This is a genomic window from Wohlfahrtiimonas populi (assembly GCF_002006795.1).
Lineage (GTDB): Bacteria > Pseudomonadota > Gammaproteobacteria > Cardiobacteriales > Wohlfahrtiimonadaceae > Wohlfahrtiimonas > Wohlfahrtiimonas populi.
Genome location: NZ_MVDN01000001.1, coordinates 542,549 through 559,025, shown reverse-complemented (window position 1 = coordinate 559,025; position 16,477 = coordinate 542,549). Strand labels below are relative to the sequence as shown.

At 37.5% G+C, this 16,477-nt stretch carries 17 protein-coding genes; all 17 read left to right on the top strand.

Annotated elements, in window-relative coordinates; genetic code table 11:
- The first annotated feature begins 54 nt into the window (after positions 1–54).
- Complete coding sequence (dapA, locus tag BZK16_RS02820) at positions 55–930, top strand: 4-hydroxy-tetrahydrodipicolinate synthase (protein ID WP_077927359.1); 876 nt, start codon at positions 55–57, stop codon at positions 928–930.
- 68 nt (positions 931–998) lie between these two features.
- A complete protein-coding gene (bamC, locus tag BZK16_RS02815) occupies positions 999–2,045 on the top strand; it encodes an outer membrane protein assembly factor BamC (RefSeq protein WP_077927358.1) in 1,047 nt (348 codons plus the stop codon).
- A gap of 64 nt (positions 2,046–2,109) precedes the next feature.
- The gene (gene mutL / locus BZK16_RS02810; protein ID WP_077927357.1) at positions 2,110–3,978 is read left to right on the top strand and encodes a DNA mismatch repair endonuclease MutL; all 1,869 of its coding nucleotides are present in this window, start codon (positions 2,110–2,112) and stop codon (positions 3,976–3,978) included.
- 9 nt (positions 3,979–3,987) lie between these two features.
- Positions 3,988–4,818, top strand: a complete 831-nt coding sequence (aroE, locus tag BZK16_RS02805) for a shikimate dehydrogenase (protein ID WP_077927356.1) — start codon at positions 3,988–3,990, stop codon at positions 4,816–4,818.
- A 19-nt stretch (positions 4,819–4,837) separates the two neighbouring features.
- Complete coding sequence (gene ubiE, locus BZK16_RS02800; RefSeq protein WP_077927355.1) at positions 4,838–5,587, top strand: bifunctional demethylmenaquinone methyltransferase/2-methoxy-6-polyprenyl-1,4-benzoquinol methylase UbiE; 750 nt, start codon at positions 4,838–4,840, stop codon at positions 5,585–5,587.
- Between the two features lie 20 nt (positions 5,588–5,607).
- Positions 5,608–6,993: a ubiquinone biosynthesis regulatory protein kinase UbiB gene (gene ubiB, locus BZK16_RS02795; RefSeq protein WP_233145162.1), complete on the top strand. Its 1,386-nt coding sequence runs from the start codon at positions 5,608–5,610 to the stop codon at positions 6,991–6,993.
- Between the two features lie 38 nt (positions 6,994–7,031).
- Complete coding sequence (locus BZK16_RS02790; protein WP_077927354.1) at positions 7,032–7,361, top strand: hypothetical protein; 330 nt, start codon at positions 7,032–7,034, stop codon at positions 7,359–7,361.
- A gap of 107 nt (positions 7,362–7,468) precedes the next feature.
- The gene (locus tag BZK16_RS02785; protein ID WP_077927353.1) at positions 7,469–7,900 is read left to right on the top strand and encodes a c-type cytochrome; all 432 of its coding nucleotides are present in this window, start codon (positions 7,469–7,471) and stop codon (positions 7,898–7,900) included.
- A gap of 87 nt (positions 7,901–7,987) precedes the next feature.
- The gene (locus BZK16_RS02780; protein ID WP_077927352.1) at positions 7,988–9,085 is read left to right on the top strand and encodes an extracellular solute-binding protein; all 1,098 of its coding nucleotides are present in this window, start codon (positions 7,988–7,990) and stop codon (positions 9,083–9,085) included.
- A gap of 15 nt (positions 9,086–9,100) precedes the next feature.
- Complete coding sequence (locus BZK16_RS02775; RefSeq protein WP_233145161.1) at positions 9,101–9,448, top strand: hypothetical protein; 348 nt, start codon at positions 9,101–9,103, stop codon at positions 9,446–9,448.
- A gap of 13 nt (positions 9,449–9,461) precedes the next feature.
- Complete coding sequence (locus BZK16_RS02770) at positions 9,462–10,706, top strand: hypothetical protein (protein WP_077927351.1); 1,245 nt, start codon at positions 9,462–9,464, stop codon at positions 10,704–10,706.
- A gap of 431 nt (positions 10,707–11,137) precedes the next feature.
- Positions 11,138–11,662, top strand: coding sequence for a GTP-binding protein (locus BZK16_RS02760; protein WP_077927349.1), 525 nt, complete (start codon positions 11,138–11,140; stop codon positions 11,660–11,662).
- On the top strand, positions 11,659–12,309 hold the full coding sequence (locus BZK16_RS02755) for a hypothetical protein (protein ID WP_077927348.1): 651 nt from the start codon (positions 11,659–11,661) through the stop codon (positions 12,307–12,309). The genes BZK16_RS02760 and BZK16_RS02755 overlap by 4 nt, the downstream gene beginning before the upstream one ends.
- A gap of 23 nt (positions 12,310–12,332) precedes the next feature.
- On the top strand, positions 12,333–12,695 hold the full coding sequence (locus BZK16_RS02750) for a roadblock/LC7 domain-containing protein (protein WP_077927347.1): 363 nt from the start codon (positions 12,333–12,335) through the stop codon (positions 12,693–12,695).
- 106 nt (positions 12,696–12,801) lie between these two features.
- Positions 12,802–13,755, top strand: coding sequence for a thioredoxin-disulfide reductase (trxB, locus tag BZK16_RS02745; RefSeq protein ID WP_077927405.1), 954 nt, complete (start codon positions 12,802–12,804; stop codon positions 13,753–13,755).
- Positions 13,756–13,767: 12 nt separating this feature from the next.
- Entirely contained in the window at positions 13,768–14,943 is a 1,176-nt protein-coding gene (locus tag BZK16_RS02740) for a phosphoglycerate kinase (RefSeq protein ID WP_077927346.1), read from the top strand.
- 10 nt (positions 14,944–14,953) lie between these two features.
- The gene (gene rng / locus BZK16_RS02735; protein WP_077927345.1) at positions 14,954–16,474 is read left to right on the top strand and encodes a ribonuclease G; all 1,521 of its coding nucleotides are present in this window, start codon (positions 14,954–14,956) and stop codon (positions 16,472–16,474) included.
- Positions 16,475–16,477 lie beyond the last annotated feature (3 nt).

Here is a 16,477-nt window from a genome sequence, read left to right as displayed (position 1 = left end):
TTATTGTATAAAGAATTTGTTTATCGTATTGAATAGCATTAATGGAGAGGAATCATGTTTACGGGAAGTATAGTTGCAATTGTTACGCCAATGTATCCAGATGGTCGTGTTGATTATGGTGCTTTAGAAAAGCTCGTAGAATTTCACGTGGTCAATAAGACGGATGCAATTGTCGCAGTTGGAACAACTGGTGAATCGGCAACTCTCGATTATGAAGAACATCGTCAAGTGATTCGTAAAGTTGTAGAGTTTGCAGATGGTCGTTTACCTGTGATCGCGGGAACAGGTTCTAACTCAACATTAGAAGCATTAAAACTAACACATTGGGCAGCAGAAGATGGTGCTCAAGCATGTTTATTAGTTACGCCTTATTACAATAAACCTACACAAGAAGGTTTATATCAGCATTATAAATTGATTGCAGAGTCTGTGGATATTCCACAAATTTTGTACAACGTTCCAGGACGCACAGGCGTTGATTTGTTGCCTGAAACTGTGGCACGTTTAGCAAATATTGATAACATCATTGGCGTTAAAGAGGCATCGACTTTAGAGCGCATTGATGAGTTATTAGATAAAGTCTCCAGTGATAAGTTTTCTGTTTGGTCAGGTGAAGATGGCTTAGCATGTGAAGCTATTTTGCGTGGCGCAAATGGCGTGATTTCAGTATCAGCAAATGTTGCACCATTGCAAATGCATAAAATGACTCAGGCTGCGATGGCAGGTGATCGTGAAAAAGCAGAAGCTTTTGATGCAGAATTGAAAGAATTACACCGTTTATTATTCATTGAATCGAACCCAATTCCTGCCAAATGGATTTTGAAAGAGATGGGTAAAATCCAAGGCGGCATCCGTTTACCATTGATTAGTTTAGATAAACAATATCATTTAACGATGCAAGATTTGATTGCTAAATTACCGAAAGCGTAATTTATTGCTATAATATCGCACAATTTTATGAAGTTAAATTGTTGATCTAAAACTATTCGGAAATTTATATGAAATATAACAAAGCATTAATAGGTGGTCTTGCCGGCTTGATTGTACTTTCAGGTTGTTCGACGAACTCAATCCAACCTAAAGGTCGATTAGATTATCTACAAGCAACATCTGTTAATCCATTGGAGTTACCGCCTGATTTAGTAGGTCGCGGTGGCAACGTGGATAGCAATAATCGCACAACTCAAATGTTGAGTGATTATCAGAAGCAAGCGAATAACAGAAATAACATGACGAATAGAGTGTTGGTATCATCTGATTCTGTGCGTATTGAGCGTTCAGGCGATACACGTTGGATTGCAACGACTTTGCCAGCTGAATACGTTTGGTCAAGATCAGTTCAGTTATTCCAAGAAGTTGGTTTACCGATTGAAATCCAAAACCCAGAAGCTGGTATTTTGGAATCAGGTTGGGCTGAAAACAGAGCTGATGTTCCAGATTCATGGATTCGCCAATTGTTGAAATCTACTATGGATAGCGTATTCTCATCACCAACACGTGATAAATTTAGAATTCGTTTAGAACGTAGTGGCAAAGGTGAGATCTTGGCTTATGTAACGCATTACGGTATGAAAGATCAAACTTCAGGTCGTGATAATGAATTCCATAAATGGGTAGATCGTCCAAGAGATTCTGAGTTAGAAGCAGAAATGATTTCTCGTTTAGCTGCTAAATTAGGCGCGGCAAATGCTAAAGAAGTAAAAAGTGCTAACTCTATGATCATGGAAGAAACAGCACGCGGTGTTGTGATCAACCGCCCATTGGAATCTGTATGGATTCAAGTGGGTAATGTACTAGATGATGGCGCAACATTTAAAGTTGAATCACAAAATAGTAATGAACATAGCTATATGGTATTACAGCGCGATCCTAACAAAACGAAAGGTGGCGGCATTAAATTCTGGCAAGAGAAAGAGTCTATCTACTATCGTTTCAAAGTGACAATGAGTGCTGATGGTAAAAACCGCACAGCAATCAACATTGAGTCATTGGATGGCATGCCAAAAGATGAAATTATGCAACGTTTGAGAACAAGCTTGCATTAATTCAGTCAAGAATCATTAAAAAGCGCCTGTTTGACAGGCGTTTCTTTTTTGTGTGATGGAAATTATGAAAAGAATCCAAAAATTATCTCCTCAAGTCATTAATCAGATTGCTGCTGGTGAAGTCATAGAGCGGCCAGTTTCTGTTGTTAAAGAGCTTGTGGAAAATAGTATTGATGCTGGTTCTACTGAAATCATTGTAGAAATTCATGAGGGTGGCGCTAAAAAAATCACGATTCGTGATAATGGCAGTGGGATTCATGAAGAGGATTTGTTGTTGGCATTGACGAGCCATGCAACGAGTAAGATTCGTGATTCTAATGATTTGATTCGTGTACAGAGTTTAGGGTTTCGAGGGGAAGCTTTGGCAAGTATTGCATCAGTTTCCGAATTAACATTGATCACTAAAACAGCTGAATCTTCTCACGGTTTTAAAGTGACAGGTGTTGGTAATGATGAAATTGAAAAGCCAATGCCAGCAGCACATCCATTCGGTACAACGATAGAAGTTAAGGACCTTTTCTATAATGTGCCAGCACGTAAAAAGTTTCTAAGAACAGAGAGAACAGAGTTTAGTCATATCGAAGAGTTGGTAAAGCGTTTGGCTTTGGTTCGATTCGATATTGCATTTAAACTCATGCATAATGATAAAGTTGTATTTGATACTAAAGTATGTCGAACACAAGAAGAAAAAGAGAGACGAATCGGTGCGATTTTCAGCCAAGAATTTTTAGATAATAGCTTTTATTTCACACATACAATAGAAGATTTACGTGGCACGTTAACTTTGCATGGCTGGATTGCCAAACCGACATTTTCACGGAATCAAACAGATTGGCAATTTGTGTATGTGAATGGTCGCATGGTGAAAGATCGTTTGATTGCCCATGCAATTAAACAAGCTTATCAAGATGTCTTATATGGGCATCGACATCCTGCATTCATTGTTTATTTAACAATGGATCCTGAAGGTGTGGACGTGAATGCACATCCTGCTAAGCATGAAGTTCGTTTTCGCGAATCACGATTTGTGCATGATTTTTTATTCAGAACAATTCATCAAGTGGTGGCAAAGCCATTGCTTGAAATGCAAGGCAATCAGCAATCATCTAATGCTGCATCTGAATTTATTCAACCAATGTCGGAGCCTGTACAGCAACAAAGCCGGTTGAATTTTAATCCTTCATATAACTCTAATAATGCATCTTCAACTTTTCAAGGTTCTCGCAATGATCAGCCTGTGAATGTTTATGCGGCTTTAGGATTGGATCAAAAATCTGAACAGATTAACCCTGTGCTTTCGACATTTCAGCCACAATCATTGGCTGGTGAAAATGATCAAGTAGATGATGCGCCATTAGGTTATGCACTAGGGCAGTTGCATGGTGCATATATTTTGGCGGAGAATCAGCAAGGTTTAGTATTGGTGGATATGCATGCTGCGCATGAACGTATTATTTATGAACGATTCAAACGTAACATTCATGATCAACAAACTTTAGTTCGTCAGCCTTTATTGATTCCAAAAGTGATGCAAATGCAAGGTAAACATGTTGCAGCAGTTGCAGAGTTTCAAGTGGAATTAGCGCAAGTTGGCATTGTTGCAGAGGCATTTGGAGATCATGAAATTGTAGTGCGAGAAGTGCCTGCGGCATTGATCAATGCAGATATTGATCGTTTAATTACGGCTGTGATTGATGATTTTGATCGTTATGGTTCAAGTGAAAAAATTAAGGCTGCGGTGAATGAGATTTTAAGCACAATGGCTTGTCACAGCGCGATTCGTCATCACCGTAAAATGACATTGCCAGAAATGAATGCGCTATTGCGCGATATCGAAAGAACAGAAAGGGCAGATCAATGTAATCATGGTCGACCAACGTGGACTTCTATCGGAATGGTGGATTTAGATCGCATGTTCTTACGCGGACAATAAGGAGAGATTATGCAGTTGTACGGTGTTTTAGGTAATCCCATTGCCCATTCAAAATCCCCAATGATTCATGCAATGTTTGCGAGAAATTGTGGCATTGATTTGGAATATAAAGCGTTCTGCTTAGCGAAAGATAATTTTGAAGGTGAATTGGCAGAGTTGATTCATCAAGGTTTACTGGGTGCAAATGTCACAGTGCCTTTTAAGGAAAATGCATTTCGATTTGCTCATGAGTTAACCATTGAAGCAAAAGAAGCTGGTGCAGTGAATACATTACGTTTCTCTGATGATAAATTCATTGGGCACAATACAGATGGTAATGGCTTGCTGTGTGATTTGGTGGAGCGCCATCAATTAGAATTAGCAGGCAAACGAATTCTAGTTTTGGGTGCAGGCGGTGCAACTAAAGGGATTTTAGGACCTTTATTGCGTGCAAAACCTGCGGAAGTTGTGATCAGCAATCGCACCCATGAAAAAGCTGTGCAATTGGCTCAAGATTTTAGCCAAGAAGGGAATATCAATGCTTGTGAATGGCAGCAATTATCAGGGCGATTTGATGTGATCATCAATGCAACCAGTAGTTCATTAAGCAATGAATTTACGCCATTACCTTGTGAGATTGATGCTAGCACGATTGGTTATGATTTGATGTATGGCACAAAACCAACAGTATTCATGGAATATTTGGCAGATAATGGTGCAGAAAAGAGCTTTGATGGTTTAGGAATGTTGGTGGAACAAGCGGCGCTCAGCTTTGAGTTTTGGCACAGCGTGAAGCCAGAAACAGAAATGGTTTATCAAGATTTACGCCAAGTTCTGTTATCATATACCGCAGATTTTTGAATGAATAGGATTAAAGATCATGAGCGATAAAGAACAGATCGACTTTGGCTACCAAACCGTTGATAAAGATAAAAAAGAAGAGAAGGTTGCTGAAGTTTTCCATTCAGTTGCATCGAAATACGATGTGATGAATGATGTGATGAGTTTTGGTATTCATCGTTTGTGGAAGCGCACGATGATTGAATTAACAGGCGCGCGTAAAGGGCAAAAAGCTCTAGATTTAGCAGGTGGCACAGGCGAAATTGCCATGAAAGTTGCTAAACGTGTGGGCGATTCAGGTCATGTAGTTTTGTCTGATATTAATTCATCCATGTTGGAAGAAGGCAAAAAGCGTGTCATTAATTCAGGATTTATTAATAATATTTCTTTTGAATTAATTAATGCTGAAGAAATTCCATTTCCAGATAATACTTTTGATTTAGTGACGATTAGCTTTGGTTTGCGCAATGTGACAGATAAATTGAAAGCATTGAAAGAAATGCAACGCGTCATTAAACCTGGTGGTCGTTTGGTTGTGATGGAGTTTTCTAAAACGAACAATCCAGCATTGACGAAATTATATGATTTCTATTCGTTCTCAGCATTACCTTTCATGGGGAAAATTATTGCGAATGATGAAGAAAGCTATCGTTATTTAGCTGAATCCATTCGTATGCACCCAGATCAAGAAACAATGAAGTCAATGATGTTAGAAGCAGGCTTTGATGAAGTTGAATATAAGAATTTAACAGGCGGTATTGTTGCGATTCATCGTGGTTTTGTTTATTAATTGATTTCACAAGGTTGGCTATGTTTTCACGTTGGTTAAGAGTTTTAAAAATCCATTGGATCTTAATGCGTTATGGTTTGTATGAACTTGTGTTTCTGATTCCAGTGTTTCGGTTGTTTGTGTTTTTAAAGCCATTAGCTAACCTTTTTAATCAGCATAAAAAAACGCCTTTGGCGATTCGTATTCGTTTAGCGTTGGAAGCTTTGGGCCCAACATTCGTGAAATTAGGGCAAGCATTGTCTACAAGAAGTGATCTTTTCCCTGATGAATACATTGATGAGTTTGCAAAATTGCAAGATAACGTGCCTGCATTTGATTCAGCTCTAGCCATTCAAATTATTGAAAAATCACTTAAAAAACCTTTATCAGAAGTGTTTAAAAGCTTTGATGAAGCGCCAATGGCTGCTGCATCCATTGCGCAAGTTCACAGTGCTGTATTGAAAAATGGCGATGAAGTTGTGGTGAAGGTTGTTCGCCCGAATATTCAAAAAGTGATTCTACGCGATATCCAATTGATGGAAATGATTGCTCATGCGGTTGAAAACTATGTTTCAGGCGGTGAGCGTTTGCGCCCTGTGGAAGTGGTTCAAGAATATCGACGTACAATTTTAAGTGAGTTAGATTTAACGCGAGAAGCAGCCAACGGTATGCAATTGCAACGTAATTTTGAAGGTTCGACAGAAATGTATATTCCGCATATTTACATGGAATATGCGTGCAAAGATATCATGATCATGGAAAAAATTTCTGGTGTGCCAGTGGATCATGTGGAGACTTTAAAAGCGCTGGGCGTGAATATTCCCAAATTGGCAGAATTGAGCGTGGAAGTATTCTTTAAGCAAGTATTTGTGGATAGTTTCTTCCATGCGGATATGCATCCTGGGAATATTTTTGTGGATGTTAAAGATCCTAAAAATCCATCGTACATTGCATTGGATTACGGAATCATTGGCACTTTAGGTGAAGAAGATAAGCATTATCTTGCTAGTAATTTCTTAGCATTCTTTAATCGTGATTATCGTAGAGTTGCTGAATTGCATGTGGAATCAGGTTGGGTGCCAGCAGATACATCAATCGAGGAATTAGAATCTGCAATTCGTTCCATTTGTGAACCTATTTTTAATAAGCCTTTGAGTGAAATTTCATTTGGTGGATTCTTGTTGTCATTATTTCAAACAGGCCGACGTTTCAAAATGGAAGTTCAGCCTCAGTTGGTTTTATTGCAAAAAACTTTATTCAATATTGAAGGTATTGGTCGTAAGCTTTACCCAGAATTAGATTTATGGAAAACAGCGAAACCATTTTTGGTGAAGTTTGTGAAGTCACAAAAGAGCGTGAAATCTGTTGCGCAAAAATATCAACGTGCGATTCCTAATTGGGTTGATAATTTACCAGAAGCAANTTAGATTTATGGAAAACAGCGAAACCATTTTTGGTGAAGTTTGTGAAGTCACAAAAGAGCGTGAAATCTGTTGCGCAAAAATATCAACGTGCGATTCCTAATTGGGTTGATAATTTACCAGAAGCAATGCAGAATATGTTTCTGATCTCCCAAGATATGGTGAGAGGAAAGCTTAAAGTTGATATTAATGATAAAGTACTAGAAAAATATCAGAAGATTCAAGCGAAACAAACAACACGAAAAATTTATGCATTGATTGGTGCAGTGGTATTTGTTTCCACAATGATTGGTTGGAATGGTTTAGATGAATGGCTTGGGGGCGGTTTGATAGTGTTGGCAATTTTAGCCTTTTATCAAGCTTTGCGAGAGTAAAGAGATGTAAATATGCCATGCAGCTATAAAATTTCGCTATAATCGAGCAGTGATTTTTATCACAAGTGGTTAGAATTATTAATATATAAGTATAAGGGAGTTATACAATGAAAAAGTTAGCTTTGTTAGCAACATTAGCAGTTGCAACAATGAGCGCAGGTTTTGCTCAAGATATGGAACAAGTAAAAAAAGTGCGTAAAGCAATGTTCCAAGTATCTGCATGGGAAATGGGTACATTGGCTGGTATGGCAAAAGGTGAAATTCCTTTTGATGCAACGCAAGCAGAAAAAGCAGCAAAAACAATGAATTCTATGGCCGTTTCTTTGAATGAAGTATTCTTACCTGGTAGCTATGCTGGCAGTAAAGTAACGAATGATATCAATACTAACCAAGACAAGTTCAAACAAGATTTGGCTAACTTTGTAACAGAAAGCAATGCAATGATTGCAGCAGCTGCAACTGAAGATACATTGAAAGCACAAATGGGTAAATTAGGCGGAACTTGTAAGAGCTGTCACGATACTTTCCGTGCAGACTAATATTTTAGAGTATTAATGAGTTTAAAAACGAGGCAGCTCGACAGTGTAACTGCCTCGTTTCCATTGTTTTTTGGGGAGAATGTATTAATGAAAACTATGGTTCGTAAAATTAGCCGTTTAGCGGCAATCACTGGGTTAATCGCATTAAGTGCAACAGCAGTTGCCAAAGAGGTTAGAATTTATAACTGGACGGATTATATCGATCCAGATTTAATCACTGAATTTACAGAAAAAACTGGCATTGATGTCGTCTATGATACATTTGATAGTAACGATGTATTGTTGGCCAAAAGTTTAGCAGGTAATTCAGGTTATGACATTGTTGTGCCTTCTGATTATACCGTTGCGTATTTAATCCAAGCGAACAGATTAGATTCAATTAATACAGATAAGTTACCGAATTTAAAAAATATTTGGCCTTTTGTGACAGAACGATTGGCTGAGTTTAAAGGCATGAATGAGCATTCAGTTCCTTATTTCTGGGGAACAACAGGGATTGCTTATGATGCTAAAAAGATTAAAGAATTAGTGCCAGATGCACCGTTGGATTCTTTGGAATTAATCATGAATCCTAAGTATGCTGAAAAATTAGCAAGCTGTGGCATTTATATGATTGATAGCCCAAGCGAAATGCTGCCAGTGATCAATATGTATTTGGGCATTCCAGCAGAATCAACAGATAAAGCAGATTTAGATAAAGCGTATGATGCTTTGAAACAAATTCGTCCTTATATTAAAAAGTTTCATTCGTCTGAATACATTACAGCTTTAGCTAATGGCGATGCTTGTGTTGCATTAGGTTGGTCAGGTGATATTTATTTGGCGAAAGCGCGTGCAAAAGAAGCAGGCACAAATGTAGATATTCAGTATTTCATTCCAAAAGAAGGTAGCTTAGTTTGGTTCGATCAGTTCACTGTATTGAAAGATGCGCCCAATAAAGATGAAGCTTATGAATTTATTAACTTCATGTTAGAGCCTGAAAATAACGCACGTGCTGCAAATTATGTTGAATATGCAACATCGAATGAAGCTGCGTTTAAACATGTGGATGAGTACTTAATTAAGGATGAAATCTTGTATCCAAGTCAAGAAGACTTGAATAAGCTTCACATAAAACAACCTTATCAGCACTCAGGGCAGAAAAAGTTGGTAAAATTTTGGCAAGATTTAAAAAATAGAAAATAAAAAGGAATCCTCACTATGGATATCATGCGTCGTGAAGAAATTTTGAGCTCAATCATCAGTCGCCAAGCTACTTTGAATGATTATAGTTTGCGTGTGCAATTTGAGTTGAAATATGGAGACTCGGCCAATTTATCTGGGGCAATTTTGGATTATTTCATCACATCAGGGGCGAATAATAATATTGATCGCCTCGACATGGTGAAAGAATGCATGTTGCAACTTGAAGATAATTGGTTATTATTCTTCTATGACAACATGGATCGTAAAGTGCTACCAAGTACGCCAATTCCGAAGAGTTGCAAAAGTATATTGACGGAAGATGTGCAAGGTAAATTTGATTTTATTGAGAACCCTTATTCCTAAATAGATCTTTAATATGACAACAATAATAACGTTAATTGGTGCAGATGCTCGCTTTAGTGCGAGCGTTGCACAACTACTAAAGCTCAAAACAAAAGGTCGTTTTGCATTGGGTGATCATGGTGATATTACATTAGTGGATGCTGATTCTATTGAAGGCAAACATGCGATTGATCAGCATTTAGATGATCGCACAATTATATTGACAGTTTCACCAGATCACTTTGATCATAATTTAATTGTACGTAAACCTATTAAGATTGAAGAGCTGTTACAGTTTTTGGATGGTATGGCAAGTCAGCCAAAGAAAGCAATCGCAAAAGTTACAGAAGAAGTTGCACCTAAGAAAGAAAATAGTGCAACTGGTAACCCTTTTGCTAAATTTATGGATCCTGATTATTTAACAAAGCGCAAACAACAAGAAAAAGAACCAAAACCGGTTGTAGAAGTAGCGAAACAAGATCCTGTAGTATCAGCAGCAAAGGTCATTAATGAAGATCAATTATTGAGCACAGAAACAACCTTTGCTCATTGGCATGAACCTTTAAAAGAAATTAAAAAGATCACAGAATATACGCATAATGATGGGTATTTTGTACAGATGGAAAAATCTCAACTGCATGAAATGTCTAGTATTTATTCTCAAACCAAAGATATTTACTATGACATGTCAGATTATGCAAGTTTGAAGATGTTTAAGAAGATTTATCAGCATAAATTAGATCATCAGCTGAATTATTTTGAATTAGAAGGCGGTATTGTTTTTTTATTCGGTGATGGCATTATTTTGTCTAATTTATCTGTTGAATACATTTTATCTTTTTCAGAAATGTCTCAAAGTGATATTCGTATTAAAGAAATTAATTCTAAAGAATTATTTATGGAGTTGATTAATAGATTCGATGCTTACCATTATAGTAATGCATTGAATGCGATGATGCGCTCGATTTTATTAGCAGCCAAAGGCCGTATTATTAATGGTAAAGACATTAAAGATCCTTTAGGGTTAATGAGAAAAAAAGAAGCATATAATAATACGATTGATGTACCATATGCTAAAGAATTAGACAGCGTATGGGGCTTTAGAAATGTATCCTTAAGAGATACAGCAGAGTTATTACCAGAAGTTAATCCATATTATATTTTCTCATATTATACATTATGTGATTTATATGGTTTTTTTGATAATGAATTAGTGGATAATAAATCAAAAAATCAATTAGATTTAAATGCGTTGTTGTCAGAGTTACAAAAGTTGTAAATTTTAAGAGTTTGGAAAAGCTCAGATAAGTATAAAAAAGGTAAAAATAATGAATCAGTATAAAATGCTTTTTGTTGGACCCATTGCAAGTGGTAAAACGACAGCAGTGCGCAGTTTATGTGGTGAAAATATTATCACTACATCTAAAAAAACAAGCGANATTGATGTACCATATGCTAAAGAATTAGACAGCGTATGGGGCTTTAGAAATGTATCCTTAAGAGATACAGCAGAGTTATTACCAGAAGTTAATCCATATTATATTTTCTCATATTATACATTATGTGATTTATATGGTTTTTTTGATAATGAATTAGTGGATAATAAATCAAAAAATCAATTAGATTTAAATGCGTTGTTGTCAGAGTTACAAAAGTTGTAAATTTTAAGAGTTTGGAAAAGCTCAGATAAGTATAAAAAAGGTAAAAATAATGAATCAGTATAAAATGCTTTTTGTTGGACCCATTGCAAGTGGTAAAACGACAGCAGTGCGCAGTTTATGTGGTGAAAATATTATCACTACATCTAAAAAAACAAGCGATGAAGTATCATCTTTGAAAGGTGATACAACTGTTTCGTTGGATTATGGTGTTTTGCAGTTAGATAGCTTAAAATTACACATATATGCAGCACCAGGACAAGAACGCTTTAGCTTTATGCATGATATACTTGTTAAAGGTAGCATCGGTGTTATTTTGTTACTAAGCATGGAACACATAAAGATTGAAGAAGTCGGGCAGATATTATATGAATACTTACAAGTTATAGAAAAGAATCCTTGTGTGATTGGTGTGACACGAAGTGAAAACTTTGATGCTAATCAGATTGAACTATTTTTAAATGCAATTTTTCAATATCACCCATCTCTTTCTGATACAATGGTTGTGGACGTTAGGAAAAAACATGATGTTCTTAAACTGGTTGAGAAGATGGTTGTAAAGGCTAACGAGCGATGACAGTAAAAAAGTACATTACAGTAACAGCGCAAGGCGCACTATACGCGGTACAGCAGACAACTACTAATCAAGCAGTTCGTAGCGTTCTGTTAAAATTACTGAGTTTGGATAAAAGTCCTGAATTATCAGATGACTTAATTTGCCAATTGACAGGATTTGAAACTGATCAAATTAAATTGGCAAAGGCAATCTTTTATCAATTAGAGATTATGCATTTTATCCAATCCGAAACAAAAGAAGTTGCAGTACCTCTTATCAACTTTGAGAATGATCTGCCGTCGCTATTGTCTATGTTTTCTAGCTTAGATAAAGCGTTATTATCAGATCAACTAGGTTTTTTATTAGGAAACGTAGGTTTTCCTGAAGAAGAATTGAATCAAATAGCAGCAATGAGTACTCGATTATCGAGTTTGTACCAAGACAGTTATGATACAGTTTCTAAAATTGTTAATGGCCACAGCCACATTGGTGTGGGTATAACAAACTATCAAGGTATGACTCAATTGGGTATTTATGCGATGGACGTTTCGGGTAATAAGTTTACCTTGACGATTGCGGGCATACCTTTTTTGAATCAAAAAGCTTTTCGAGATTTGATATGGGTGTTAGTATATCGATATGGCAATGTTAGGTTCAAAAAGAACTAAAGATATAATAAAAGGACAAGTATATGCGTGAAGAAGTGTTGAACTCAATCTTAAGTGAATTGAATGGTACATCAGCGGATATAGAAGCTTCGGCAATTATTTCGACAGATGGTTTGATCATGAGTTCACTCTTGCCTGCAAGTATGGATGAAGATCACGTTGGTGCGATGAGTGCTGCGATGTTATCGTTGGGTGAACGTATTGCTAAAGAATTAGCAAGAGGCGAGCTAGAGCAAGTTTTGGTGAAAGGTGCTTCCGGTTATGTCATCATGACATCAGCAGGAAGTGACGCTGTATTATCAGTGATGTGTAAAGCAAATGCTCGTTTAGGTTTGATTTTCTTAGATATCAAAAGAGCATCAGAAGCAATTAAGCCAATGCTGTAAGATTGGAATAAAGAAGCCCACTTATTCGAGTGGGTTTTTTTGTGCCTTTTAAAAATGAAATCTTTTGTATAATGATTCCTTTGGATTAATTTGGATTGATAAAATTATGGAAGAGAGAAAAATTTATCCGCTGATTATTTTAGGATCAGGGCCAGCTGGTTATACAGCTGCATTATATGCTGCGCGCGCAAATTTGAAACCTGTGATCGTGACAGGTATTCAGCAAGGTGGTCAGTTAATGACAACCACAGAAATTGATAACTGGCCAGGCGGCGAAGAAGGTTTGACAGGACCTGTTTTGATGGCCAAGTTGGCAGATCATGCTGAGCGTTTTGGTACAGAGATGATTTGGGATCATATTGAAAAAGTTGATCTGTCAGGCAAAACTTTCATCTTAGAAGGTGGTAGCGAAACTTATGAGTGCCAAGCATTGATCATTGCGACAGGCGCAACAGCTAAATACTTAGGCTTGCCATCTGAAGAAGTTTATAAAGGCAAAGGTGTTTCTGCATGTGCGACATGTGATGGATTTTTCTATAAAGACCAAGAGGTTGCAGTTGTCGGCGGTGGTAATACCGCTGTCGAAGAAGCACTATATTTAAGTGGCATTGCATCTAAAGTTCATTTGATTCATCGCCGTGATACTTTCCGTGCTGAAAAAATTATGATCGAAAAATTGTATCGCAAGGTTGAAGAAGGCAAAATTGAGCTCCATCTAGATAGCACCTTGGATGAAGTTGTTGGTGAAAATAACTTAGTCAATGGTGTAAAAATTAAACATGTGCAAACAGTCGCTGTGAAAGATATCTGCTTGCAAGGCGTATTTATAGCGATTGGGCATCACCCTAATACAGATATGTTTGCTGGGCAGTTGGATATGGTGAATGGCTATATTAAAGTGCGCTCAGGCATTGAAGGAAATGCAACTGCAACAAGTATCGAAGGTGTGTTTGCATGTGGCGATGTCATGGATTCTGTCTATCGTCAGGCGATTACATCGGCAGGAACAGGCTGTATGGCAGCTTTGGATGTTGAAAAATATTTGGATAAAATTAATTAAGGGGATCAATTTATGCGTTACAACAAAATGGAAGCATTGGATCTGAATGGGAAAACAGTTTTAATTCGCGAAGATTTAAACGTACCGATTCACGATGGCAAGATCACATCTGATGCTCGTTTAGTTGCATCAATGAAAACGATCGAACAAGCCTTGGAGCAAGGTGCTGGTGTATTAGTAATGTCGCATTTGGGTAGACCAGATGAAGGTGTTTACAGTGCAGAATTCAGTTTAGAACCTGTTGCTGCATGGTTAACGAATGCTTTAGGACAAGAAGTACCTTTAGTGCGCGATTGGATTGATGGCGTAACAGTTGAACCAGGTAAGGTTAAACTATTAGAAAATACTCGCTTTTTAGTGGGTGAAAATAAAAACAATGTTGAGTTGGCAGGTAAAATGGCTCAGTTATGTGATGTGTTTGTGATGGATGCATTTGCAACAGCACACAGAGCAGCTGCTTCAACCGTTGGCGTTGGTGGTCAAGCTAAAGTTGCATGTGCAGGTTTAGTCTTATCAGAAGAATTAGATTCTTTAAAGAAAGGCTTAGTTGCACCTGAAAGCCCAATTGTGGCGATTGTTGGTGGCTCTAAAGTTTCAACAAAGTTAACAGTATTGAATCAATTATTGGATAAAGTTGATGTATTGATCACAGGTGGTGGCATTACGAATACTTTATTATTAGCACAAGGCTTGCCAGTTGGTAAAAGCTTAGTGGAAGCTGATTTGGTTGAAGATGCGAAAGTATTGTTAGCAAAAGCTGTAGCAACAGGTAAAAATATTCCATTGCCAGTGGATGTTGTTGTGGGTAAAGCATTTGATGCCAATACTGAAGCGACAGTGAAGAAAGTTGCTGATGTTGCAGTTGATGACATGATTATGGATATCGGGCCTGAAACAGCGAAGTTATATGCTGAATTAATTTTGAAAGCAAAAACAGTTGTGTGGAATGGTCCAGTTGGTGTGTTTGAATTTGCAAGCTTTGCTGAAGGCACGAAGGCATTGGGCGAAGCAATCAAGCAAAGTGGCGCATTTTCTATCGCAGGCGGTGGAGATACAGTTGCGGCGATTGAGCAATTTGGTTTAACATCTGGCATCTCGTACATTTCAACAGCAGGCGGTGCATTCCTTGAGTTCTTGGAAGGTAAAGAATTACCAGCCGTTGCAATGTTGGAAAGAAGAGCAAACTAAAAGGAAAATTATGAGTGATGAAATCTTAATTAATAAAACACCATACGAAACTCGCGCAGCAGTCATGCGAGATGGCGTCTTGCAAGAAATATTAATTGAGAGGACAGATCGCAATCTTTTAGTCGGTAATATCTATAAAGGCAAAGTTGTCAGGGTATTGCCAGGAATGGAAGCAGCATTTGTTGATATTGGTTTGGAGCGTGCTGCTTTCCTTCATGTGAATGACATTCATACGGTGAGAAATTCTTTAGAAATTGAAAAAGAAGTTCTACCTGATGAATGTGATGATGAGAATATTGAAAAGCCTGTGATCATCCCGCCGAAAGCAGACATCACAGCGATTTTGTATCAAGGGCAAGAGATCGTTGTCCAAGTGATCAAAGATCCGCTCGGGACAAAAGGTGCGAGATTAACCACACAAGTTTCTATTCCTTCATGTTATTTGGTGTATTTGGCAGAAAGTGATGTGATTGGTGTTTCCATTCGCATTGAACAAGAAGAAGAGCGCCAGCGTTTAAAAGAGCATTTAAGTAACTTCCAAACAGAATTAGGTGGTGCTTATATTGCACGTACAGCAGCTGAAGGCGTTGATCCTTGGGTACTCAAAGCGGATATGCAGTTCTTATCGCGTCTTTGGGATAATGTTTCTGTCAAAATGAAAGAGTCCAAAGCTGGCGATTTGGTTTATGGGAACTTTCCTTTAGAGCTTAGAATTTTGCGTGATTATGTTGGTCGTGGGATTCAGCAGATTCGTGTAGATGCAACAGAGCCATTTGAGCGTATGTTAGGCTTTGCACAGGATTTCTTACCTGAAACATTAGGTAACATGCAATTATACAAAGGCTCGCGCCCAATTTTTGATCTCTATAATATTGAAGAAGAGATCGAAAAAGCATTGTCGAATCATGTGGCTTTGAAATCTGGTGGTTACATCATCATTGAACAGACTGAAGCGATGACGACGATTGATGTCAATACTGGCGCTTATGTTGGTCATCGTAATTTAGAAGAAACAATTTTTAAAACGAATTTAGAAGCGGCTCAAGCAATCGCACATCAAGTGCGTTTACGTAACTTGGGCGGCATGATCATCATTGATTTCATTGATATGATCAATCCAGAACATCAACAGAGTGTTTTGGATGAATTACAATTACACTTATCTAAAGATAATGCACGTACAACAATCAGCGATGTGACAAGCTTAGGTTTAGTAGAAATGACGCGCAAACGTACACGTGAAAGCTTGGAGCATATTTTGTGCGAAAAATGCCCAACGTGCCAAGGCAAAGGTTACATTAAAACTAAAGAAACCATTTGCTATGAGATTTTTAGAGAGGTTGTGCGTGAGGCAAAGCAATATCCAAATATTAATAGTATTTTAATTTTGGCATCATCTGATGTGATTGAGCAATTATTGGATGAAGAAGCCCATCATTTAGCTGAATTGCAGACATTTGCAAAATTGAGTATCAAGCTACAAGCAGAAGCACTATATAATATAGAGCAATTCGATATTATTTTATTGTAGGTT

What these genes read in the sequence shown, in the direction of transcription:
- dapA (WP_077927359.1), top strand. Translation starts at nt 55, where the DNA reads ATGTTTACGGGAAGTATAGTTGCAATTGTTACGCCAATGTATCCAGAT.
- bamC (WP_077927358.1), top strand. Translation starts at nt 999, where the DNA reads ATGAAATATAACAAAGCATTAATAGGTGGTCTTGCCGGCTTGATTGTA.
- mutL (WP_077927357.1), top strand. Translation starts at nt 2,110, where the DNA reads ATGAAAAGAATCCAAAAATTATCTCCTCAAGTCATTAATCAGATTGCT.
- aroE (WP_077927356.1), top strand. Translation starts at nt 3,988, where the DNA reads ATGCAGTTGTACGGTGTTTTAGGTAATCCCATTGCCCATTCAAAATCC.
- ubiE (WP_077927355.1), top strand. Translation starts at nt 4,838, where the DNA reads ATGAGCGATAAAGAACAGATCGACTTTGGCTACCAAACCGTTGATAAA.
- BZK16_RS02785 (WP_077927353.1), top strand. Translation starts at nt 7,469, where the DNA reads ATGAAAAAGTTAGCTTTGTTAGCAACATTAGCAGTTGCAACAATGAGC.
- BZK16_RS02780 (WP_077927352.1), top strand. Translation starts at nt 7,988, where the DNA reads ATGAAAACTATGGTTCGTAAAATTAGCCGTTTAGCGGCAATCACTGGG.
- BZK16_RS02775 (WP_233145161.1), top strand. Translation starts at nt 9,101, where the DNA reads ATGGATATCATGCGTCGTGAAGAAATTTTGAGCTCAATCATCAGTCGC.
- BZK16_RS02770 (WP_077927351.1), top strand. Translation starts at nt 9,462, where the DNA reads ATGACAACAATAATAACGTTAATTGGTGCAGATGCTCGCTTTAGTGCG.
- BZK16_RS02760 (WP_077927349.1), top strand. Translation starts at nt 11,138, where the DNA reads ATGAATCAGTATAAAATGCTTTTTGTTGGACCCATTGCAAGTGGTAAA.
- BZK16_RS02755 (WP_077927348.1), top strand. Translation starts at nt 11,659, where the DNA reads ATGACAGTAAAAAAGTACATTACAGTAACAGCGCAAGGCGCACTATAC.
- BZK16_RS02750 (WP_077927347.1), top strand. Translation starts at nt 12,333, where the DNA reads ATGCGTGAAGAAGTGTTGAACTCAATCTTAAGTGAATTGAATGGTACA.
- trxB (WP_077927405.1), top strand. Translation starts at nt 12,802, where the DNA reads ATGGAAGAGAGAAAAATTTATCCGCTGATTATTTTAGGATCAGGGCCA.
- BZK16_RS02740 (WP_077927346.1), top strand. Translation starts at nt 13,768, where the DNA reads ATGCGTTACAACAAAATGGAAGCATTGGATCTGAATGGGAAAACAGTT.
- rng (WP_077927345.1), top strand. Translation starts at nt 14,954, where the DNA reads ATGAGTGATGAAATCTTAATTAATAAAACACCATACGAAACTCGCGCA.